This window comes from Pseudomonas sp. 43mfcvi1.1, from assembly GCF_900115935.1.
In the GTDB taxonomy this organism is placed as follows: domain Bacteria; phylum Pseudomonadota; class Gammaproteobacteria; order Pseudomonadales; family Pseudomonadaceae; genus Aquipseudomonas; species Aquipseudomonas bijieensis.
The window spans coordinates 1-22064 of the sequence record NZ_UETT01000011.1 but is presented as its reverse complement, the minus strand read 5'-3'; the positions used below and the strand labels follow the sequence as shown (position 1 = coordinate 22064).

Here is a 22064-nt window from a genome sequence, read left to right as displayed (position 1 = left end):
TCTACCGCCATCGCGAGCAGGCTCGCTCCCACAGGGAATTTGCGCTGTATTCATGGGCTGAATGGCAGACAACCTTGAATACCGAGCTATCCTTGTGCCAGCCCAACTCGAATAAGAGGCCGCGCACATGAGTCTTTCCTCATTCAAGATCGCCCACAAACTGATCACCGGCGCCGCTGCCATCGAGCAACTGGCCGCCGAGTTGACGCGGCTGGACGTCGACAACCCACTGATCGTGACCGATGCGGCGTTGGTCAAGTCCGGCACCGTGGAGCTGGCCCTGCAACACCTGGGCGGACGGGACTACGAGATTTTCGACCGGGTCATGCCGGACCCGGAAATCGCCATTGTCGAAGACTGCATGCAAGCCTACCGCGACGGCGGCCATGATGGGCTGATCGGCCTGGGTGGCGGCAGTGCCATCGACATCGCCAAGTGCGTCGGGGTCTATGCCGGTTACCACGGCGAGCTGCAGGACATGTTCGGCGTCGATCAGGTGCCGCGCAAAGGCCCGCCCATGATTGCCATCCCCACCACGGCCGGGACCGGTTCGGAAGTCACCAACGTGGCGATCCTTTCCGATAAGGCCGCACAGCTGAAAAAAGGCATCGTCAGCGATTACCTGTTGCCGGACGTGGCGCTGGTCAGCCCGCAGATGACCCTCACCTGTCCGCGCAGCGTAACGGCTGCCAGTGGCGTCGATGCGTTGGTGCACGCCATCGAGGCTTACCTGTCGCTCAATGCCTCGCCAATCACCGATGCCCTGGCCATTGGCGCGATCAAACTGATCACCCGGGCATTGCCCAAGGCCTATGCCAACCCGTCTCATCTGCAAGCCCGTGAGGACATGGCCACCGCCAGCCTGATGGCCGGCATGGCATTCGGTAATGCCGGGGTCGGGGCGGTGCATGCGCTGGCCTATCCGTTGGGCGGGCGCTTCCACGTTTCCCATGGCGTCGCAAACGCCTTGTTGCTGCCGTATGTCATGGCGTGGAACAAAATGGCGTGCGTGGAGCGCATGCGCGACATCGCCGAGGCCATGGGGCTCAAGACCGCACACCTGAGCGATCTTGAAGCTGCCGACGAAGCTGTGGAGGCCATGGTCGCGCTATGCGCCGCGGTGCAAATCCCCAATGGCCTGAGCAGTCTGGGTGTGACCGTGGATGTCATCCCCGCCATGGCGGTGGAAGCCGCTGGGATCGAGCGCTTGATGCGCAACAATCCGCGCCAACTGAGCGCCGCCGATATCGAGGAGATCTACCGCGCGGCGTATTGATCGACTGTCACGGTGGGCGCGCCAAATCTTGAGGTATACAATGCGCGCCATCGTGATTTCGCTCAAAACAGGTGCGTCATGCAGCCCTTCGCTATTGCTCCGTCGATTCTCTCCGCCGACTTCGCCCGTCTGGGCGAGGAAGTGGACAACGTTCTGGCCGCCGGGGCCGACATCGTGCACTTCGATGTGATGGACAACCACTACGTGCCCAACCTGACCATCGGCCCGATGGTCTGCGCGGCGCTGCGCAAGTACGGCGTCACCGCGCCGATCGACGCGCACTTGATGGTCAGCCCGGTGGACCGCATTGTCGGGGACTTCATCGAAGCCGGCGCCACCTACATCACTTTCCACCCTGAAGCCACGCTGCACATCGATCGCTCCCTGCAGTTGATCCGCGAAGGCGGTTGCAAGTCTGGTCTGGTGTTCAACCCCGCGACACCGCTGGACGTGCTCGAGTACGTGATGGACAAGGTCGACATGATCCTGCTGATGAGCGTCAACCCTGGCTTCGGTGGGCAGAAATTCATCCCCGGCACCCTCGATAAACTGCGCAAGGCCCGGGCGCTGATCGATGCCTCGGGCCGGGATATCCGCCTGGAGATCGACGGTGGCGTGAACGTGAACAACATCCGCGAGATCGCTGCGGCGGGTGCTGATACCTTTGTCGCAGGCTCGGCGATCTTCAATGCCCCGGATTACAAAGAGGTCATTGAAAAGATGCGCGCCGAATTGGCACTGGCTCGCCCATGAGCGGCTTCGAGCAGCTGTTCCCCGGCAGCCTGCCGCGTCTGGTGATGTTCGACCTCGATGGCACTCTGGTCGATTCGGTCCCGGACCTTGCGGCGGCCGTGGACCACATGCTGCTTAAGCTCGGCCGCCCGCCGGCCGGTCTCGACGCTGTGCGTCAGTGGGTCGGCAATGGTGCGCCCATGTTGGTGCGCCGGGCCCTGGCCAATCACATCGATGCCCAAGGCGTCGATGAGGTCGAGGCTGAGCGGGCGCTGGAGCTGTTCAATGAAGCCTATGAGGGCAATCACGAATTGACGGTGGTCTACCCCGGTGTGCGCTCCACCCTCAAATGGCTGCAAAAGCAAGGCGTGGAAATGGCGCTGATCACCAACAAGCCGGAGCGCTTCGTCGCGCCGCTGTTGGATCAGATGAAAATCGGCCGTTATTTCCGCTGGATCATCGGCGGCGATACCTTGCCACAGAAAAAGCCCGATCCGGCCGCGCTGTTTTTCGTGATGAAAATGGCCAACATCCCAGCCTCCCAATCGTTGTTCGTCGGCGACTCGCGCAGCGATGTGCTGGCGGCGAAAGCGGCTGGAGTCAAATGCGTGGCGCTGAGTTATGGCTATAACCATGGCCGGCCGATCGCCGAAGAGTTTCCCACGCTGGTGATCGACGATTTACGTCTGTTAATTCCCGGTTGCCTGGACCCTGCCGCTGAGATAACGTTGCCCGACGCTGTTCAATCCTCTTCTGGAAACACCATCGTGGTGGTCACTCGCAAACTCTGGATGAAAGTCATGAAGGCCCTGGCCCGCTGGCGTTGGCGCGCCTGACGTGATCCTGGCCGGTTATCCGGCGCGTTTGCATACCTGACTGTCAGCTCCTCTTGCCACGAGGCACCCCATGAACCGTGAAGAATTCCTGCGTCTAGCCGCTGCTGGCTATAACCGCATCCCGCTTGCCTGCGAAACCCTGGCCGACTTCGACACGCCGCTGTCGATCTACCTCAAGCTGGCCGACCAGCCCAATTCCTACCTGCTCGAATCGGTGCAGGGCGGTGAGAAATGGGGCCGTTACTCCATCATTGGCCTGCCGTGCCGCACGGTGCTGCGGGTCCATGACCATCGCATCAGCGTGACCCACGACGGCGTCGAGATCGAAAGTCTCGAAGTCGAGGACCCGCTGGCCTTCGTCGAAACCTTCAAGGCCCGCTACAACGTGCCGACCATCCCCGGTCTGCCACGCTTCAACGGTGGCCTGGTGGGTTATTTCGGCTACGACTGCGTGCGCTACGTGGAAAAGCGCCTGGGCACCTGTCCGAACCCCGATCCGTTGGGCGTGCCGGATATTTTGCTGATGGTGTCCGACGCGGTCGTGGTCTTCGATAACCTCGCCGGCAAGATGCACGCCATCGTCCTGGCCGATCCGGCCCAGGAAGATGCCTACGAGCAGGGCCAACAAAGCCTGCAGGCACTGCTGGAAAAGCTTCGTCAACCGATCACCCCGCGTCCCGGGCTGGACTTCAGCAAGCAGTCGGCGGCCGACCCGGTGTTCCGTTCCAGTTTCACCCAGGATGATTACGAAAGAGCCGTCGATACCATAAAGGAGTACATCCTCGCCGGTGACTGCATGCAGGTCGTGCCGTCGCAGCGGATGTCCATCGACTTCAAGGCGGCGCCCATTGACCTGTACCGGGCCCTGCGCTGCTTCAACCCGACGCCCTATATGTACTTCTTCAACTTCGGCGACTTCCACGTCGTCGGCAGTTCGCCGGAAGTGCTGGTGCGGGTCGAGGATAACCTCATCACGGTACGGCCGATTGCCGGCACTCGCCCACGTGGCGCTACGGAAGAGGCTGATCGGGCGCTGGAAGAGGACCTGCTGTCGGATGACAAGGAAATCGCCGAGCACCTCATGCTGATTGACCTGGGGCGCAATGATACTGGACGAGTCTCGGAAATCGGTTCGGTGAAACTCACCGAGAAGATGGTCATCGAGCGCTATTCCAACGTGATGCACATCGTTTCCAACGTCACCGGCCAGTTGAAGGACGGACTGACGGCGATGGACGCCTTGCGGGCGATCCTGCCGGCGGGCACCTTGTCCGGCGCGCCGAAAATCCGCGCGATGGAAATCATCGACGAACTGGAGCCGGTCAAGCGGGGCGTGTACGGCGGGGCCGTGGGTTACTTCGCCTGGAACGGCAACATGGACACCGCCATTGCCATTCGCACCGCTGTCATCAAGAACGGCGAACTGCACGTACAGGCCGGCGGTGGCATTGTCGCCGACTCGGTGCCGGCGCTGGAGTGGGAAGAAACCCTGAACAAGCGCCGGGCCATGTTCCGCGCCGTGGCGCTGGCCGAGCAGACCTCAGAAGACTGAAGCCCTTCAACAAACAACTGTGGCAACTCGATCAAAATGTGGGAGCGAGCCTGCTCGCGATAGCGGCCTGTCAGCCGATGCATTTGTCGGACATGACGGCCTCATCGCGAGCAGGCTCGCTCCCACATAGCTCTCTCTCGGTCAGAAATCCAGGCTGACGCCCAGGCTCACCCCCTGCAGGGTGGAGTCATCATCCTTGCGCAATGTATAACCGCCACGCAGCGCCAAGTCGTTGGTCAACTTGTGGCTGACCCCCAGGCTCAGGCGATTCAGGTGGCTCTGTGGCGTGTAGCCTTCCAGCGTGAAGTCATTGGCTGGCAGGCTGTTGAGGGCGATGTTGACCTTTTGCGTGTCGTCCTCGTACTCGCGTTCATGGGCATATTCGCCAAACACCTGGGTCTGGCGGGTGAAGTTGTATTTACCCTGCAAGCCAATGCCCAGGCGTTTCGAGTCGCGGGTCTGGTCATCGAAGGTCAGGGCCGTGGAGCGGCTGCTCTTTTCCGAATAGCCATCGACTTCCACCTTCGCATAGTCAGCGCTGATAAACGGTGAGAGATGCCATTGGCTGCCCGGCTGGGCGATGTCGTAGCCTACACGGGTACTGAATGCCCATAGATGGCCGTCAGTGTCGCCTTTCTCCTGGGCTTCGTTGACGCCCAGGTCGAACTTGCGCTCCAGATTGTCGTAGTCGAGCTTGCCGCCGGTCAGTGCCGCATCGGCCCACCAGCGGTTTTGCTGGAACTGGGCGAAAGCGGTCGCCAGGTAGCTGTTTAGCTTGTACTGCGAATCGTTGTGGTCTGCCTCCATGTCCTGGCGGTAGAGGCCGGCGGCGACACCTACGCGCCAAGCCTCATTGAGGCGATAGCTGCCGCCGATGTTCAGGCTATAGCCGCTGCCGTCGGCGCTGGCGCCGCTGTCCTGGCTGTCCATGTCCAGGTGCTGGCCGCCGCCGGCGACGATGGCTCGCCACTGGCCCACGGCCTGCCAGTTCTCCCAGTCAGATTGCCACTGGCTGCGCAACTCGTCCTGGTGAGCACGTAGGGTCGAGTGGGCCATTTCCGGCAGCAATGTCAGCTCCCATGGCGCCGCGAGCAGGGAATAGGCGTAGTCGGCGATCAGCTTCTGCCCGGTTTCGGTTGGATGAACCGCGTCGTTGTAGATCAGCTTGCTGGGATCAGGCGTGGCACTGTTGATGCCGTAGGTGGCGTTTTCCGTGCAGCCGTTGCCGCTGAAGCAGGTGGCAGTGAGGTTCTCACCGGTGGCGAGGCCGAATCTTGCCGGGTCGGCGAAGCTTTCCTTCAGCAAAAGCGGAATATTCAACGGAATGATTTCAGCGTCGATGCCTTGCAGGCGCGTGATCAGTTGTTGGTTGAACTGATTGCCCAGTTGCGAAAAGGTATCTTGCAAAGGGCCTCCGTTGAGGGCAGGGGTCAAGCCCAGGTCAGGCAACAGCCAGACCATCACATAGCGGGCGCCGGCCGTTTGCAGCACCTGGACGCTGTCGGCGAGGCGGTCCGCGGCGGCGTTTGCTTGCTCGGGGGTCAGCACCCGGCCTTGAAGGAAATCGTTACCACCACCGGAAATGTAATACAGCGCATTCGGATCGGCGCGCAGCCCATTGGACTGCAGGTAGCCGGGACGGCTGCGCTCGCCAGTGTCGGACACGCCGGTAATCGATTCGAGGATCTGGTCAGTACGATAACCGCCTACCGCCCAGTTGTTGCCGTCTGCCAGCCCCTCGCTGGCGCGGACCGCTGAAGTGGAGGCGGCGGTCTCGTCGGCGGAGTAACCCAGGCGCCCACCGAGCAACTGGGTGGAATTGGCGGAGTAGGCTTCACCGCTGCCGTCGGTGTAGATCGGCCCGGTTCGGTTGGTATAGCGCTCGGTCGCGCCGGGCGGACCATTCGGATCGGCAAACTGGCCGGCGTCGTTGAGGCTGTCGCCAAACACGATGAACTTGGAATAAGGGTTGGGAGCGGCGCTCGCCTGGGCGCAGGCCATCGCTAGCAAGCAACTGGCAATCGGTACGAACAACGTCTTTTTGATCATGGGAAAATCCGTTTTTATCTTATTTTTGTTAGAAAACGAAACGACAGTACCAAAAACTTTCGGCGTTTTGCCATCTCTCCAGAACATCGCGATTGTTTCAAGGCCCTTCGGGATCGGTCATATTGCGTGCTCCGCCCAGCTAAGCTACTGTGCCGGGACGTATGAACGAGACTTTTCCTGTGTCGATTGTCAGCAAACTTCTGGATCAAATGATCAAGGCACACGCCCGCTGGCGTTGGCGCGCCTGAATATTCTCCGCCGGCCTCGCCGGACCTGTACCGATTTGCCTTCTTTACCCGCTTGTAGAGCCGCTTCGCAGGGGCATCACTCGCCTCGCCAAGCGCAGCAGTGTGCGGGTCACTCTCCGAAGGCTGTATTTAAAGTCAGTGAATTCAATAGGTTGCTTACGCCATGTTGCTGATGATCGATAACTACGACTCTTTTACCTACAACGTTGTGCAGTACCTCGGCGAGCTGGGCTCCGAGGTCAAGGTCGTGCGCAACGACGAATTGACCATCGCCGAAATCGAAGCCCTCAAGCCTGAGCGCATCGTGGTTTCACCCGGCCCGTGCACGCCGACCGAAGCGGGCATTTCCATCGACGCCATCAAGTATTTCGCCGGCAAGCTGCCGATCCTCGGTGTTTGCCTGGGGCATCAGTCGATTGGCCAGGCGTTCGGCGGCGATGTCGTGCGCGCTCGACAAGTCATGCACGGTAAGACTAGCCCGGTATTCCATGAGGACAAGGGGGTGTTCGAGGGCCTGAATCATCCGCTTACCGTAACTCGCTATCACTCCCTGATCGTCAAGCGCGAAACGCTACCCGACTGCCTGGAGTTGACGGCCTGGACCCAGCTTGAAGACGGCTCTGTCGATGAGATCATGGGGCTGCGCCACAAGACATTGAATATCGAGGGTGTGCAATTTCATCCCGAGTCTATTCTCACCGAACAGGGTCACGAACTGTTCGCCAACTTCCTCAAACAAACCGGCGGCACGCGCTAAGGACTTTCCATGGATATCAAGACAGCCCTGAGCCGTATCGTCGGCCATCTCGACCTGAGCACCGACGAGATGCGCGACGTGATGCGCGAAATCATGACTGGCCAATGCACGGATGCGCAGATCGGCGCGTTCATGATGGCCATGCGCATGAAAAGCGAGAGCATCGATGAAATCGTCGGCGCCGTGTCGGTGATGCGCGAGCTGGCGGACAAGGTCGAGCTCAAGACGCTGGACGGTGTGGTCGATGTGGTCGGCACCGGTGGTGACGGCGCCAATATCTTCAACGTTTCCACCGCGTCAGCGTTCGTGGTCGCGGCGGCCGGTTGCACCGTTGCCAAGCACGGCAACCGCGCAGTCTCAGGCAAGAGCGGCAGTGCCGACCTGCTGGAGGCGGCTGGCATCTACCTGAACCTGACGCCGATCCAGGTCGCGCGCTGTATCGACAATGTCGGCATTGGTTTCATGTTTGCCCAGACCCATCACAGCGCCATGAAACACGCTGCCGCGCCGCGCCGTGACCTGGGATTGCGTACGCTGTTCAACATGCTCGGCCCGCTTACGAATCCGGCCGGCGTGAAGCACCAAGTGGTTGGGGTGTTCAGCCAGGCGTTGTGCCGGCCGTTGGCCGAAGTCCTGCAACGCCTGGGCAGCAAGCACGTGCTGGTGGTCCACTCCAAGGATGGCCTGGATGAATTCAGCCTGGCGGCGCCCACATTCGTGGCCGAACTAAAAAATGATCAGATCAGCGAGTATTGGGTCGAACCTGAAGACCTCGGCATGAAAAGCCAGAGCTTGCACGGCCTGGCGGTCGACGGCCCGGCCCAATCGCTGGAATTGATACGCGATGCCCTGGGGCGGCGCAAGACCGAGAACGGCCAGAAAGCCGCTGAGATGATCGTGCTCAATGCCGGTGCTGCGTTGTACGCCGCCGACCACGCCAGCAGCCTCAAGCAGGGCGTGGAGCTGGCCCATGATGCACTGCACACTGGCCTGGCCCGGGAAAAGCTCGAAGAGTTGGGTGCATTTACCGCCGTATTCAAAGTGGAGAACGAAGGATGAGCGTGCCAACGGTTCTGGAAAAAATTCTGGCTCGCAAGGCTGAGGAAGTGGCTGAGCGCAGCGCTCGCGTCAGTCTGGCCGAGCTGGAAAACCTGGCGCGTTCAGCGGATGCGCCGCGCGGCTTTGCCAAGGCACTGATCGATCAGGCCAAGAAAAAACAGCCGGCGGTGATTGCCGAAATCAAGAAGGCCTCCCCCAGCAAGGGCGTGATTCGCGAACATTTCGTCCCGGCCGACATCGCCCGCAGCTACGAGAAGGGCGGGGCGACCTGCCTCTCGGTGTTGACCGACATCGACTTTTTCCAAGGGGCCGACGACTACCTGAAGCAGGCGCGGGCGGCGTGCAAGTTGCCAGTGATTCGCAAGGACTTCATGATCGACCCATACCAGATCGTCGAGGCGCGGGCGCTGGGCGCCGACTGCGTGTTGTTGATCGTGTCCGCTCTGGACGACGTAAAAATGGCCGAGCTGGCGGCTGTTGCCAAAAGCGTCGGGCTGGATGTCCTGGTGGAAGTCCATGACGGTGACGAGTTGGAGCGAGCCCTGAAAACCCTCGATACCAAACTGGTCGGCGTGAACAATCGCAACCTGCACACTTTTGAAGTGAGCCTGGAAACCACCCTGGACCTGTTGCCGCGCATTCCGCGCGATCGCCTGGTCATCACCGAAAGCGGCATCCTCAACCGGGCCGATGTCGAGCTGATGGAAGTCAGCGATGTGTACTCGTTCCTGGTGGGTGAGGCGTTCATGCGGGCGGAGAGCCCGGGCACGGAATTGCAACGACTGTTCTTTCCTGAACGAGGCCTGCCGGTGAGCGGCTCGACGCTGGACTGATCCATGTCGCCTGTGATTTCCCTCACTGTCGAAGCTGGCCTGCAAGCCGAACAGGATCTGTTGGCCAGCATCTGCGCGGGCGACGCCGAGTTCGGTCTGCTGTTCTGGCAGCCCAATGATCGTGCGCTGGTCATGCCGCGCCGCTTGAGTCGCCTTGCGGGGTTCGAACACGCCAGTGACGTATCGGCTGCCCATGGCTGGCCGGTTCTGTTGCGCGAAACCGGTGGTGAACCGGTGCCGCAGTCGGCCGCTACCGTCAACATCGCCCTGGTCTACGCGCCACCGCGCAGCGAAGGCGATCACGGCCGTATCGAAACCGGGTACCGCCGCTTGTGCGATCCCATCTGCCAGTTGCTGGATGAACTGGGCGGGGTGGCTTCGCTGGGAGAAGTGGAGGGGGCTTTTTGCGACGGGCGCTTCAACGTCAACCTCGACGGTCGGAAAATGGTCGGCACCGCTCAGCGCTGGCGCCAGAGCAAGGGGGGGCAACGTCCGGTGGGGCTGGTTCATGGCGCACTTTTGCTGGAGAACGAGCGCGAGTCCATGGTCGCAGCAGTCAACCGCTTCAATGAGGCCTGTGGCCTGGAGCAGCGAGTGCGTGCCGAGAGCCATATTGCCCTGCATGAAAAATTCCCGGCGCCTCACGCGCTGGAGCGGCTCGAGGCGCTGTACCGGAAACTGCTGATCGAACTATTGGGCGTTTAACGCGTTCCGAACACCACCATGGTCTTGCCTTTGACGCTGACCAGGTTGCGCTCCTCCAGATCCTTGAGTACGCGACCGACCATTTCACGCGAGCACCCGACTATCCGACCAATCTCCTGGCGGGTCACCTTGATCTGCATGCCGTCCGGGTGAGTCATGGCATCGGGCTGCTTGCACAACTCCAGCAGGCAACGTGCGACACGTCCGGTGACGTCGAAGAAGGCGAGATCGCCCACCTTGCGGGTGGTATTACGTAGGCGCTGTGCGATTTGTCCGCTCAGGACGTAAAGAATGTCCGGGTCTTGCAGGGACAGTTCTCGGAATTTGGCGTAGCTGATTTCCGCAACTTCACATTCAATTTTGGTCCGCACCCAGGCACTGCGTTGCTGTTCCTTGCCCGCCTGTTCGAACAACCCCAGCTCGCCGAAAAAATCCCCGGAATTGAGGTAGGCGATGATCATTTCCCGACCGTCATCATCTTCTATCAGGATAGTGACCGAACCCTTGATGATGAAAAACAGCGTGTCGGAACGATCTCCGGCACAAATGATGTTGTGTTTGGCTGGATAGCGGCGGCGCTGACAATGCATCAAGAGTTTGTCGAGATTCTTGATCTTGAACGTGGGAGTAATGGCAACCATGGTTGTATCCCGAAAGACTGCGCAGTGTAGTGGTTTGGTTTTTTTATAGGCGCGAATGGCATCGCTAAAAAGCTGGCCATACGCCAGCGAGTTGGCGCCAGCTTAACAGAGGCGTCCCTAATTAATTGGAGAATTTACCTACGTGCTGGCGGGTCAGGTTTCCTGAGACGCAGAGCAGTCATTCCGCAGCGCTGTGCTAAGCTGGCGACCCTTTTTTAACAGTGGAGTCTTGGCGATGAAGGCACGCATCCAATGGGCTGGCGAAGCCATGTTCCTCGGTGAGTCAGGCAGTGGTCATGTGGTCGTCATGGACGGCCCGCCAGAAGCCGGCGGGCGGAACCTGGGTGTTCGGCCGATGGAAATGCTCCTGCTGGGCGTAGGCGGTTGCAGTAACTTCGACGTGGTCAGCATTCTTAAAAAGTCCCGCCAGGCCGTCGAAAGCTGCGAAGCCTTCCTGGAGGCAGAGCGCGCCACAGAAGATCCCAAAGTGTTTACCAAGATCCACATGCACTTCGTGGTGAAGGGGCGAGCCCTGAAGGAGGCCCAGGTCAAGCGCGCCATTGAGCTGTCCGCCGAGAAATATTGCTCGGCTTCGATCATGCTCGGTGCCGCCGGGGTCGAAATCACCCACGACTATGAAATCATCGAATTGGGTTGAGTCGATCCAATGGTGACGGCCTGCAACATGCCGTACTGAAGTTTTCGGTGAAAAAAAGGCGACTCCCAATGGGCAGTCGCCTTTTTTAATTTCCCTGGGAATGCGGATGAGTCATCCAATCCCCAATCGCCGTCAAATCCGATAAGTGCTCTTGGTCATGACCTTGGCCAGCAGGCTCATGCCGAATTTCACCGGAGCCGGGAAACGGAAGCCTCCGGCCTCAAGGGCACTCTCGGCATGGTGTTCCTCATCCACGCGCATCTGCTCGAGGATCGCCCGGGATTTTTCGTCCTCGGCCGGTAGTTGTTCGAGGTGTTCATTCAAGTGCTTGCACACCTGATGCTCGGTCGCCGCAACGAAGCCGAGACTGACTTTGTCACTGATCAGCCCGGCAACGGCGCCGATCCCGAATGACATCCCATAGAACAGCGGGTTCAGGACGCTGGTATGGCTGCCCAGCTGGCGAATGCGTTGTTCGCACCAGACCAGATGGTCGACTTCTTCCTCGGCGGCATGCTCCATTGCCTCACGCACTTGCGGTAGCTTCGCTGTCAGCGCCTGGCCCTGATACAGCGCCTGGGCACAGACTTCGCCGGTGTGGTTGATACGCATCAGTCCGGCGACGTGGCGGGTTTGCTCGTCACTCAGTTGCGCGTCCGGCTGCACGATAGCCGGTGATGGGCGGTACGGCTGACCACTGAAGGGCAGCAGCGTGCGCATCGCTGTATCGGCTTGCAGCAACAAACGGTCAATCGGCGAGTAGTGACGTTGGGTAGTCATGCTTACCTCCGGGAAAAATCACAGCGGCCAGTTTAACTCAATCGACCGCCGAAGATTTGCGCTGGGTCAGGGGGATCAGCCCGGCGGCCAGTTCATCTGGCGCTGCCCTAGCACATGCATATGAATGTGATAGACCGTTTGCCCACCCAGTTCATTGCAATTCATCACCACGCGAAAACCTTCTTCACAGCCCAATTCAAGCGCCAGGCGCTGGGCCGTGAACAGAATGTGTCCAGCCAGGCCTTTGTCTTCTTCGGTCAGGTCGTTGAGCGTGCGGATCGGTTTTTTCGGGATGACCAGGAAATGCACGGGCGCCTGTGGCGCAATGTCGTGGAAGGCCAGTACCTGGTCATCCTCGTAAATGATCTTCGCCGGGATTTCCCGGTTGATGATCTTGGTAAACAGAGTATCCACAGCTGTTTTCTCCGTTGGGTTCGTCGAGGTCGAGTGTCATGAAGGCACCGGTAGAGGCGCCTGGTTGTTCAATTCTAAGGGGTCAGCGTGGGCAATAAGCCTTGTTGATCATGCCGGTGATGGTTCGCACCAGCCATCGCGATCCCAGCCGCGGCAGTGTGGCCAGCCAGCGGTTACGGCGTCCGGGAATGATGATGGCGCGGTTGCGGTCCAGCGCGCGTACGGCGTACAGGGCGACTTCTTCCGGGCTCATCAGCAGTTTGCTGTCGATGAGTTTCTGTTCGTCCATCTGTGCCCTGGAAAAAAAGCCGGTGTGGGTGGGGCCAGGGCAGAGTACCGAAACCTTGATCGCGCATTTCTTCAGCTCGACCCGCAGGGCTTCGGAGAAGTGCAGTACATAGGCCTTGCTGGCGTAATAGGTGCTCATCCAGGGGCCGGGTTGGAACGCGGCGATCGAGGCGACGTTGAGGATCTGGCCGCCGCCCAGCAGCGCCATGCTGTTACCGATAGCGTGACAAAGACGTGTCAGGGCGAGGATGTTGACTTCGATCAGGTCCTGTTCGGTCATCCAGTCCTGCCCCAGGAACGGCCCGCTGGTACCGATGCCGGCGCAATTGACCAGCAGGTCGATCTGCCGCTCACCTTCCTCCAGTTCCAGGAGAAAGCCTGAAAGCCTCAGCGGTTCGCCCAGGTCACAGGCCCGGAACAACACCTCCACGCCAAACCGCTGAGTCAGTTCGATTGCAATACTTTCCAGCCGATCACGCTGTCGAGCCACCAGTATCAGGTTGCGGCCACGCCGGGCCAGCGCTTCGGCCATGGCCAGGCCAATGCCGCTGGAAGCGCCAGTGATCAGTGCGTAACGGGTCATGCAGTTCTCCATCGCAACAGCCCGCCGCCAGTCGACTGGGCTGTCACCGGCATGAAGCGCGCTTATTGTTCCTCTTCTTCTTCATAGTCTACAGAAGGCGGGGCGGGCTCGGCTGCCTCGACGGCGGGTTCTTCGCTGGTTTCGTTGCTGGACTCGCTGCTTTCATAGCTGCTCAGGCTGCTGCTGTCGTAGTCCTCCTGGAGGGCTCCGAAGATGCCGGCAAAGGTGGCCATGAAAATCAAGACGATCATCACAAGCCAAAGCGACGCCAGCAATTTGACCGCCGTGGTATTGCGCGGTGGTGGCGGGCCGTACTGGTTTGCGCCGGTATTGCCCGGAGCGATGATGAGGATGAACGGGAAGATGCTGCCCACGAATGGAACCAGGTTAATCAGCCACAGCCACCCCGACCAGCCCAGATCGTGCAGGCGCTGGACGTTGAACTGGATACTCACGAAGGCAAAGGCAAGCACGACGGCTGCGCCGAGCAGACCGCCGACGACCAGTGCGGCTATCGAGTCGGAAGCCATCAGCCAGGCCGTGGCAAGCCAGAAGCCCAAGCCGACCAGGGGCAGCATGGCCAGGGTCAACACCATGGTCCAGGCCAGGTAGCGCAAACGCCCGATACGCCCATCGAAGCTGAAGGGCTTGAGCGTGCCGTACTCGGCGAGCGTTTCACCCACTTCGGCCCGGGGAGGCGCGTACGGCGAGACGGGATCGACGATCGACTCTGGGTGGCGTACCTCCGGCTGTCGTGGCGACTCCTGTACTTCGCCAAGGCTCAGCTGGAGGGCGGGTTCGGCTTCGATCCTGGCATCGATGCCGCTCTTGTTGAGTGCTTCCAGGTACTGCTGCGCTTCGCTCTGGGACAAGTTGCTTTTAAGGGCTACCCTGCGACCAGTGAACAGCCGTTCAATGGCGCTGATATCGCTTTTGAACAGCTCGGCGAGGTTGAGTTTGGCTGTGGTGGTATCGACGCCAGGCATCAGGCCTCCGTCGAATACGATGTTGAAACGGGTTTCGCTCATGCCCGGCATCCTTGTCTCTGAAAGTTAATTAACTGTTTTTATGGGGTGGCTTCAGCGGGGCCATTGCCTGCCAAGCTGTGCCGCCCGGGTTTGTGCCTGACGATATTCTTCATCCAGGCGAGCCACCAACTGATCGACGCTGGGCAAATCATCGATTTCACCCACGCCTTGGCCTGCCGACCATACGGTTTTCCAGGCCTTGGCTTCATCGTTCAGCGGCTTGAGTTTCGAGCCGAAATCCACCTCGCCCTTGTTCTGCAGGGCGGCCAGATCGAACCCGGCATTCTCCAGGCTCTGGCGCATGAAACTGGCCGGTACCCCGGACACAGCGGGAGTATGCACGATGTCTGCGGCTCTGGATGTGAGCAACATCTCTTTATAAGCGTCAGGGGCTTGGCTTTCGCTTGTCCCGATAAAGCGCGTACCGAAGTACGCCAGATCCGCACCAAGCAGTTGGGCGGCCAAAATCTGATGGCCGTGATTCAGGCATCCCGCAAGCAGCAAGGTCTTATCGAAAAACTGCCGGATTTCGGCAATCAATGAAAACGGGCTCCAGGTCCCGGCGTGCCCGCCTGCGCCGGCGGCAACGGCGATCAAGCCATCGACACCGGCTTCGGCGGCTTTTTCGGCGTGACGCCGGGTAGTCACGTCGTGGAATACCAGCCCGCCATAGCTGTGGACGGCATCCACCAGTTCCTTCACCGCGCCCAGGCTAGTGATGACAATCGGCACCTTGTGTTCGATGCAGATGGCCAGGTCGGCCTGAAGTCGCGGGTTGCTGTGATGGACGATCAGGTTTACGGCGTAGGGCGCCGGATTTTCCAAGTCTGCCAGACCCGCTTCGATTTCCTCCAGCCAGGCCTTCAAGCCACTGCTTTCACGCTGGTTCAACGCCGGAAAGCTGCCGACGATGCCGTTGCGGCAGCAGGCCAGTACCAGTTGTGGATTGGAAATCAGGAACATCGGTGCCGCCACGACGGGCAGACGCAAGCGTTGTTCAAGCAGAGCGGGCAACGACATTGGAAGTACCCCGGATAATAAATGCTGATTGGAGATTAGAACGGTCGGACGACCACCAGAATTACAATAGCCAGCAATATCAGAACCGGCACTTCATTGAACCAGCGATAAAAGACATGGCTGCGGGTGTTTTCGCCGCGGGCGAAGCGCTTCACCTGGGCGCCGCACATATGGTGGTAACCGATCAGCAGCACGACCAAGGTCAACTTGGCATGCATCCAGGCACCCTGGGTGAAGTAGGCACCGGCGTTGAGACTGAGCAGCCAGATGCCAAATACCAGGGTAGCGATCATTGCCGGGCCCATGATGCCGCGGTACAACTTGCGCTCCATGACGCTGAAGCGTTCTTTGCTGACGCTGTCCTCGCTTTGGGCGTGGTAGACAAACAGGCGAGGCAGGTAGAACAGGCCGGCGAACCAGCAGACCATGCTGACGATGTGAAGTGCTTTGAGCCACAGATAGAGCATTTTTAGTTATTCCAGGAATTCACGGTAGCCCGATAGTAGAGGTTGGAGCGGCCACACGTCACCTTGACGGTTGTCGCCGCGCCTTGCGGCCCCTATCATCGACGGCTTTCCAGTGGGTTCGTTGAGGGCAGGTTTATGGTCAAGGTCGGTATTGTCGGCGGCACGGGTTACACCGGTGTCGAACTGCTGCGTCTGCTGGCACAGCATCCGCAGGCTGAGGTGGTGGTCATCACCTCCCGATCCGAGGCCGGCCTGGCCGTCGCCGACATGTATCCGAACCTGCGGGGCCATTACGACGGCCTGGCGTTCAGCGTCCCGGACATCAAGACCCTCGGCGCCTGCGATGTGGTGTTCTTCGCCACGCCCCATGGTGTTGCTCACGCCCTGGCGGGTGAGCTGCTGGCCGCCGGGACCAAGGTCATCGACCTGTCGGCGGACTTCCGCCTGCAGGACGCCGACGAATGGGCCAAATGGTACGGCCAGCCCCACGGTGCACCGGAACTGCTCGATGAAGCGGTCTACGGCTTGCCGGAAGTCAATCGCGAGAAAATCAAGCAGGCACGGTTGATCGCCGTACCGGGTTGCTATCCGACGGCCACACAGCTGGGGTTCTTGCCTCTGCTTGAAGCGGGCCTTGCCGATGCCTCGCGTCTGATTGCCGACTGCAAATCCGGTGTCAGCGGTGCCGGGCGCGGAGCCAGTGTCGGCTCGCTGTATAGCGAAACCTCGGAAAGCATGAAGGCGTACGCGGTCAAGGGGCATCGGCACCTGCCGGAAATTCGCCAGGGGTTGCGCCGGGCAGCGGGCAAGGATGTCGGCCTGACCTTCGTGCCACACCTGACGCCGATGATTCGTGGTATCCACTCCACCCTGTATGCAACCGTCGTCGATCGTTCGGTAGACCTGCAGGCGTTGTTTGAAAAACGTTATGCCAACGAACCGTTCGTCGACGTAATGCCGGCCGGCAGCCACCCGGAAACCCGCAGTGTGCGCGGTGCGAACGTTTGCCGGATTGCCGTGCATCGTCCGCAGGACGGTGATCTGGTAGTGGTGTTGTCGGTTATCGATAACCTGGTCAAGGGCGCGTCCGGCCAGGCCGTTCAGAACCTGAACATTCTGTTCGGGCTGGATGAGCGCCTGGGGTTGTCCCATGCCGGGATGTTGCCGTAACGGCAGCACAAGCTTCAGGTTGGCAGCTACAGGCTTGAGGCTTGTAGCTCGCCGCTGCTCTTCTAAATAGTTGACCAATTTTCTAGGAGAAGCGGATAATGCCCGCCATCACGCATTATGGCGGCGTAAACGCCGGGAGATATTCAGCATGAGCGTCGAAACCTTCACCCCCACGGCTTTGCAATTCACCCACGGTGCCGCGCACAAGGTGAAGAGCCTGGTCGATGAAGAGGGTAATGATCGTTTGAAGCTGCGCGTATTTGTGACGGGCGGCGGTTGTTCAGGTTTTCAGTACGGCTTCACTTTTGATGAAGAAGTGGCCGAAGATGACACCATCGTCGAGCGCGAAGGGGTCAGCCTGGTGGTCGATCCGATGAGCTTCCAGTACCTGGCAGGTGCCGAGGTGGATTATCAGGAAGGTCTGGAAGGCTCGCGCTTCGTGATCAAGAACCCTAACGCGACCACGACCTGTGGGTGCGGTTCTTCGTTCTCGATCTGAGTGCTTCAATAAAAAACGCCGCAGTGCCTTAGGCCCTGCGGCGTTTTTTTGTCCGTGATTATTGGATTCAGGCCGGATAGATGGCGCCGAGCACGCGCAGGCCACGAGCGCCGGTGACACTTGGGCGGTTGCCCGGGATACCTTCAAGGCAACAATGGGCAAGCCAGGCGAAAGCCATGGCTTCAACCCAATCCGGGTCTACGCCGTACACGGCGGTACTGCTGACTTTGGCATCCGGCAGCAAGTCAGCCAGGCGCGTCATGAGCGTGTGGTTGTGCGCACCGCCGCCACAGACCAGCAACTCCTGAGTAGTGGGCTGGGCATGTCGGAGTGATTCGACGATGGTCAGGGCTGTCAGTTCGAGCAGCGTCGCCTGCACGTCTTCTGGAGCGAAGGCTGGCAACTGCGACAGATGCTGGCTCAGCCAAGGCAGGTTGAATACTTCACGCCCGGTACTCTTCGGGCCCTTGGTGGCGAAGAAAGGGTCGCTCAGCAGCGTCTTGAGCAGAACCGGTTCGACTTTCCCGCTGGCAGCCCATTGGCCGTCGCGATCGAAATGCTCGCCTCGTTGTTGATGTATCCAGGCATCGAGCAATACGTTGCCTGGGCCACAGTCGAAACCGGCTACGGGTTTCGCCGGCTCTATCAGGCTGAGATTGCTGAAACCGCCGACATTCAGCACGGCGCGATTGCCGACTCGTTCTTCGAACAGTGCTTCGTGAAATGCCGGAACCAGCGGGGCGCCTTGTCCTCCGGCGGCAACATCACGGCTGCGGAAATCGCTGACGACGGCGATGCCAGTCAACTCGCTCAACAGGGCCGGATTGCCAATCTGTACGGTAAATCCACGGGCCGGTTCATGGCGGATGGTCTGGCCGTGGCTGCCAATCGCCGTGACGTCTTCAGGCTTGAGGTTCTGTTCGTCGAGCAGGGTATGGATACCCTGTGCGGCCAGCTTTACCCAACTTTGCTGGGCGATGGCGGAGCGGGCGATCTCATCGGGCCCGCTGCTGCACAGTCCAAGCAGCTCGGTGCGCAGGGCGGTGGGCATCGGAATGTAGTGCGTGGCGATCAATTTGATCGCCGGAGTCAGTTCGACCAGTGCGATATCCAAACCATCCAGGCTGGTCCCGGACATCACACCGATATAGAGCGCCATGCTTAGCGCTTGCTCGAGGCCAGCATGGTGGCTTTCTCTTGATCCATGCGAGCCATCAACGGTTGGCTTTGAGCCAGGAAGCGCGCGCGCTCGGCCTTGGCGATCGGATCGGCCATCGGCAATTTCTGGCCTAGCGGATCGACGTGGACACCGTTGACCTGGAATTCATAGTGCAAGTGCGGGCCGGTGGACAGGCCGGTAGTACCGATGTATCCGATCACCTGGCCTTGCTTGACGGTACCACCCGTCTTCACGCCTTTGGCGAAGCCCTGCATGTGGCCGTATAGCGTGCGGTAGGTATTGCCGTGCTGGATGATCACGGTGTTGCCATAACCGCCGCGACGTCCGGCCAGCAATACCTTGCCGTCGCCGGCAGCCTTGATTGGCGTGCCACGGGGAGCTGCGTAGTCGACACCTTTATGGGCGCGGATCTTGTTCAGAATCGGATGCTTGCGGCCGGCGGAGAACTTCGAGCTGATGCGAGCAAAATCAACCGGTGTACGGATGAACGCCTTGCGCATGCTGTTGCCGTCGGCGGTGTAGTAGCTGCTGTTGCCTTGCTTGTTGGTGTAGCGCACCGCGGTGTACGTCTTGCCGCGGTTGGTGAAGCGCGCGGAAAGAATCGGGCCATTGCCGACGCTCTTGCCGTTGACCACTTTCTGCTCATAGATGACGTCGAATTCGTCACCCTGGCGAATGTCCTGGGCGAAGTCGATGTCGTAGCCAAATACGCTGGCCATGTCCATGGTGAGGCTATGGGAAAGGCCGGCGCGTGCAGCTGACTGAGACAATGAACTATTGATCACGCCATGAACATAGGCCGAGCGAACAGTGGGCTTGGCGGTGACGCGGTTGAATACATAACCCTTGTCGTTTTTGGTCAGGGTGATGCTTTCCAGGTCGCTCAGCTTGGTGTGCAGATTGGTCAGCTGTCCGTCTGGATTGAGTTCGAATTCGAGTTTCTGGCCACGTTGTAGTTGCGTGAATTGCTTGGCTTGCTTGTCGCTGGCCAGGATTTCATGGACCGAAGTCGAGGGCAGGCCAACCTTTTCGAAGAGGGTGGAAAGCGTGTCGCCCTTGGCAACGATCACTTCGCGATGGTCTGGTCCTTTCTTTTCTTCTGCAACAGGCGCTTGTGCCTGAGCGGCGGCCTCGGTGTTGTCTTGCGGGCTGTTTTCAATCTGCGCAAAAGGGGAAGCGGCTGGTTCGTTTGTGGCTTGAACGGCTTCGGGGGCGTCTTGTTCTTGTGTCAGTTGTTCAGCAGGACTTTCCAGTTCCAGACTCAGAGTCGTCTTTTTGGCTTCAACATCGCTGGAGGGAAACACCAGGAGCGCCAGGCTAAGGAGGGCTGCGATGCCGCTTGCGGCAAGCAGGTGGGTCTTTGGGTAAAGCGGTGGCGCTTTAGACGGTTCTGTGGTCATAAGTAATTTTGACTTTTGAAAAGATGAATTGGAAAAGATGAATGACATGATGAAGATGAAATAACTGTATAAAATATAACCAAAACCCCTGCGAAGCAAGCCCGCGGACGCTCTGTTCTGTGGATTGGCGTCCGCGCGCCGGGCAAACCTTGTATTTGGTGCGCGATCTTGTATGGTTGGGGCCCTTTGAATCTGAGCCTTACGGGTCTGTTATGAAGTCGGTTGAAGAGCAGCTAGCGCTGATCAAACGTGGTGCGGAAGAACTGTTGGTCGAGTCCGAGCTGATCGAAAAGCTCAAGCGCGGGCAGCCGCTGCGTATCAAGGCCGGTTTCGATCCGACGGCGCCCGATCTGCACTTGGGTCATACCGTGCTTATTAATAAGCTGCGCCAGTTTCAGGAACTGGGGCACCAGGTCATCTTCCTTATAGGTGACTTCACCGGGATGATCGGTGATCCGAGCGGCAAGAGTGCCACGCGCCCACCGCTGACCCGTGAGCAGGTTCTCGATAACGCCGAGACCTACAAGACTCAGGTTTTCAAGATTCTTGATCCGGCCAAGACTGAAGTGGCTTTCAACTCCACGTGGATGGATCAAATGGGGCCGGCGGATTTCATTCGCCTGACGTCCCAATACACCGTGGCTCGCATGCTCGAGCGCGATGACTTCGACAAGCGCTATAAAACCAATCAGCCAATTGCCATTCATGAGTTCCTTTACCCGCTTGTACAGGGTTATGACTCGGTCGCGTTGCGCGCGGATGTTGAGCTCGGCGGCACCGACCAGAAGTTCAATCTGTTGATGGGGCGTGAGTTGCAGCGCGGTTATGGTCAGGAGGCGCAGTGCATTCTCACCATGCCTTTGCTGGAAGGTCTGGATGGCGTGAAAAAGATGTCCAAGTCGTTGGGCAACTACGTAGGTATCCAGGAAGCCCCGGGGGTCATGTACAGCAAGCTGGTTTCCATTCCTGATGTGCTGATGTGGCGTTACTTCGAGCTGTTGAGTTTCCGGTCCATGGAAGAGATCAATGCCTTCCGTGCCGATGTCGAGGCGGGGGCCAATCCGCGGGACATCAAGATCAAGTTGGCCGAAGAGATCGTTGCTCGCTTCCATGGTGAGGAGGCTGCGGCCAATGCCCATCGTGCGGCGGGTAATCGTATGAAGGACGGCGAACTGCCGGATGATCTGCCAGAGATCGAGTTGACTGCTGCCGAGGATATGCCGATTGCGGCAGTCCTTAATAAGGCGGGCCTGGTCAAGAATGCTGCGGTGGCGCGAGATCTCCTGGGTTCGGGTGGCGTGCGTATAGATGGTGAGGTGGTGGATCGCACCTATATATATGCGTTGGGTTCTACCCATGTTTGCCAGGCCGGCAAGAAAGCTTTCGCGCGAATTACGCTGAAATCCGAATAAAGCTGAAAATAGGTGTTGACGGCAAATTCTGGACGTCTATAATTCGCCCCACTTCCGGCGCAGTCGAAACGGAAAACTCCTTGAGATTCAATGAGTTAAGTAGTTTTCGAAGGGGTCGGGCTTCAGTTTATCGAAGCCAGGAAGTAGCTGATAGGGCAGTGTGGGTTTGGTCTTGTCAGCGGTTCGATCTTCTCGGTCGAAAGCGGTGAAAAAGAGGTGTTGACAGCAGCGAGTAACGCTGTAGAATTCGCCTCCCGCTAACGAGAGATCGGAAGCGCAAGTGGTTGAAGTTGAAAAGGAAACTTTGAAAACTTCTGAAAATAACCGCTTGACAGATACGCCGGGCGCTGTAGAATGCGCGCCTCGGTTGAGACGAAAGCTCTTAACCAACCGCTCTTTAACAACTGAATCAAGCAATTCGTGTGGGTGCTTGTGGAGTCAGACTGCTAGTCAACAGATTATCAGCATCACAAGTTA

The 22064-nt window shown here is 59.2% G+C and carries 23 protein-coding genes; 13 read left to right on the top strand and 10 right to left on the bottom strand.

The window, feature by feature from the left end:
* Positions 1 to 127 precede the first annotated feature (127 nt).
* The 4 genes from DTP52_RS20480 (at position 128) to trpE (ending at position 4396) form a co-directional block, all read left to right on the top strand.
* Complete coding sequence (locus DTP52_RS20480) at positions 128 to 1276, top strand: iron-containing alcohol dehydrogenase (protein WP_109754964.1); 1149 nt, start codon at positions 128 to 130, stop codon at positions 1274 to 1276.
* Between the two features lie 78 nt (positions 1277 to 1354).
* Complete coding sequence (rpe, locus tag DTP52_RS20475) at positions 1355 to 2029, top strand: ribulose-phosphate 3-epimerase (protein WP_109754963.1); 675 nt, start codon at positions 1355 to 1357, stop codon at positions 2027 to 2029.
* Complete coding sequence (locus tag DTP52_RS20470) at positions 2026 to 2844, top strand: phosphoglycolate phosphatase (protein ID WP_109754962.1); 819 nt, start codon at positions 2026 to 2028, stop codon at positions 2842 to 2844. The genes rpe and DTP52_RS20470 overlap by 4 nt, the downstream gene beginning before the upstream one ends.
* Positions 2845 to 2914: 70 nt before the next feature.
* On the top strand, positions 2915 to 4396 hold the full coding sequence (trpE, locus tag DTP52_RS20465; RefSeq protein WP_109754961.1) for an anthranilate synthase component I: 1482 nt from the start codon (positions 2915 to 2917) through the stop codon (positions 4394 to 4396).
* A gap of 141 nt (positions 4397 to 4537) precedes the next feature.
* On the opposite strand, the gene estP is transcribed toward trpE, so the two are convergent.
* Positions 4538 to 6445, bottom strand: coding sequence for an esterase EstP (gene estP / locus DTP52_RS20460; RefSeq protein ID WP_109754960.1), 1908 nt, complete (start codon positions 6443 to 6445; stop codon positions 4538 to 4540).
* A 411-nt stretch (positions 6446 to 6856) separates the two neighbouring features.
* Here estP and DTP52_RS20455 point away from each other — a divergent pair, with 411 nt between their 5' ends.
* Genes DTP52_RS20455 through DTP52_RS20440 form a run of 4 tightly spaced genes read left to right on the top strand, consistent with a single transcriptional unit; the run spans position 6857 to position 10047 of the window.
* Positions 6857 to 7450 (top strand): aminodeoxychorismate/anthranilate synthase component II, encoded by a 594-nt coding sequence (locus DTP52_RS20455; protein ID WP_018607190.1) that lies wholly within the window; start codon positions 6857 to 6859, stop codon positions 7448 to 7450.
* 9 nt (positions 7451 to 7459) lie between these two features.
* The gene (gene trpD, locus DTP52_RS20450; protein ID WP_109754959.1) at positions 7460 to 8509 is read left to right on the top strand and encodes an anthranilate phosphoribosyltransferase; all 1050 of its coding nucleotides are present in this window, start codon (positions 7460 to 7462) and stop codon (positions 8507 to 8509) included.
* Complete coding sequence (gene trpC, locus DTP52_RS20445; RefSeq protein WP_109754958.1) at positions 8506 to 9342, top strand: indole-3-glycerol phosphate synthase TrpC; 837 nt, start codon at positions 8506 to 8508, stop codon at positions 9340 to 9342. Before trpD ends, trpC begins: the two co-directional genes overlap by 4 nt.
* A gap of 3 nt (positions 9343 to 9345) precedes the next feature.
* On the top strand, positions 9346 to 10047 hold the full coding sequence (locus DTP52_RS20440) for a lipoate--protein ligase family protein (RefSeq protein WP_109754957.1): 702 nt from the start codon (positions 9346 to 9348) through the stop codon (positions 10045 to 10047).
* On the opposite strand, the gene crp is transcribed toward DTP52_RS20440, so the two are convergent.
* Positions 10044 to 10688, bottom strand: coding sequence for a cAMP-activated global transcriptional regulator CRP (gene crp / locus DTP52_RS20435; protein WP_109754956.1), 645 nt, complete (start codon positions 10686 to 10688; stop codon positions 10044 to 10046). The two genes, DTP52_RS20440 and crp, sit on opposite strands and share 4 nt — an antisense overlap.
* 235 nt (positions 10689 to 10923) lie before the next feature.
* On the opposite strand from crp, the gene DTP52_RS20430 reads away from it, so the two are divergent.
* A complete protein-coding gene (locus DTP52_RS20430) occupies positions 10924 to 11346 on the top strand; it encodes an OsmC family protein (protein WP_003206127.1) in 423 nt (140 codons plus the stop codon).
* Positions 11347 to 11478: 132 nt separating this feature from the next.
* On the opposite strand, the gene coq7 is transcribed toward DTP52_RS20430, so the two are convergent.
* The 6 genes from coq7 to hemJ form a co-directional block, all read right to left on the bottom strand.
* Positions 11479 to 12126 carry a 2-polyprenyl-3-methyl-6-methoxy-1,4-benzoquinone monooxygenase gene (coq7, locus tag DTP52_RS20425; RefSeq protein ID WP_109754955.1) on the bottom strand — a complete coding sequence of 216 codons (648 nt, stop codon included), beginning with the start codon at positions 12124 to 12126 and terminating at the stop codon, positions 11479 to 11481.
* Between the two features lie 75 nt (positions 12127 to 12201).
* Positions 12202 to 12540 carry a histidine triad nucleotide-binding protein gene (locus DTP52_RS20420; protein WP_003316306.1) on the bottom strand — a complete coding sequence of 113 codons (339 nt, stop codon included), beginning with the start codon at positions 12538 to 12540 and terminating at the stop codon, positions 12202 to 12204.
* Positions 12541 to 12622: 82 nt separating this feature from the next.
* Positions 12623 to 13411 carry an SDR family oxidoreductase gene (locus tag DTP52_RS20415; RefSeq protein WP_109754954.1) on the bottom strand — a complete coding sequence of 263 codons (789 nt, stop codon included), beginning with the start codon at positions 13409 to 13411 and terminating at the stop codon, positions 12623 to 12625.
* Positions 13412 to 13473: 62 nt separating this feature from the next.
* Entirely contained in the window at positions 13474 to 14439 is a 966-nt protein-coding gene (locus DTP52_RS20410; RefSeq protein WP_109754953.1) for a DUF805 domain-containing protein, read from the bottom strand.
* A 51-nt stretch (positions 14440 to 14490) separates the two neighbouring features.
* Positions 14491 to 15459, bottom strand: a complete 969-nt coding sequence (locus DTP52_RS20405; protein ID WP_109754952.1) for a nitronate monooxygenase family protein — start codon at positions 15457 to 15459, stop codon at positions 14491 to 14493.
* A gap of 35 nt (positions 15460 to 15494) precedes the next feature.
* On the bottom strand, positions 15495 to 15926 hold the full coding sequence (hemJ, locus tag DTP52_RS20400; protein ID WP_109754951.1) for a protoporphyrinogen oxidase HemJ: 432 nt from the start codon (positions 15924 to 15926) through the stop codon (positions 15495 to 15497).
* Positions 15927 to 16061: 135 nt separating this feature from the next.
* On the opposite strand from hemJ, the gene argC reads away from it, so the two are divergent.
* The gene (gene argC / locus DTP52_RS20395; RefSeq protein WP_109754950.1) at positions 16062 to 17096 is read left to right on the top strand and encodes an N-acetyl-gamma-glutamyl-phosphate reductase; all 1035 of its coding nucleotides are present in this window, start codon (positions 16062 to 16064) and stop codon (positions 17094 to 17096) included.
* 148 nt (positions 17097 to 17244) lie between these two features.
* Complete coding sequence (gene erpA, locus DTP52_RS20390) at positions 17245 to 17595, top strand: iron-sulfur cluster insertion protein ErpA (RefSeq protein WP_003177727.1); 351 nt, start codon at positions 17245 to 17247, stop codon at positions 17593 to 17595.
* 67 nt (positions 17596 to 17662) lie between these two features.
* Here erpA and DTP52_RS20385 read toward each other — a convergent pair whose 3' ends face one another.
* Together DTP52_RS20385 and DTP52_RS20380 are read right to left on the bottom strand one after the other, a co-directional pair.
* Positions 17663 to 18754: an anhydro-N-acetylmuramic acid kinase gene (locus DTP52_RS20385; RefSeq protein ID WP_109754949.1), complete on the bottom strand. Its 1092-nt coding sequence runs from the start codon at positions 18752 to 18754 to the stop codon at positions 17663 to 17665.
* 2 nt (positions 18755 to 18756) lie between these two features.
* Complete coding sequence (locus tag DTP52_RS20380; protein WP_109754948.1) at positions 18757 to 20175, bottom strand: OapA family protein; 1419 nt, start codon at positions 20173 to 20175, stop codon at positions 18757 to 18759.
* A 212-nt stretch (positions 20176 to 20387) separates the two neighbouring features.
* On the opposite strand from DTP52_RS20380, the gene tyrS reads away from it, so the two are divergent.
* The gene (gene tyrS, locus DTP52_RS20375; protein ID WP_109754947.1) at positions 20388 to 21587 is read left to right on the top strand and encodes a tyrosine--tRNA ligase; all 1200 of its coding nucleotides are present in this window, start codon (positions 20388 to 20390) and stop codon (positions 21585 to 21587) included.
* A 280-nt stretch (positions 21588 to 21867) separates the two neighbouring features.
* Positions 21868 to 22064 (top strand): hypothetical protein (locus tag DTP52_RS31275; RefSeq protein ID WP_218278360.1); only part of this gene is annotated, 197 nt, incomplete at its 3' end.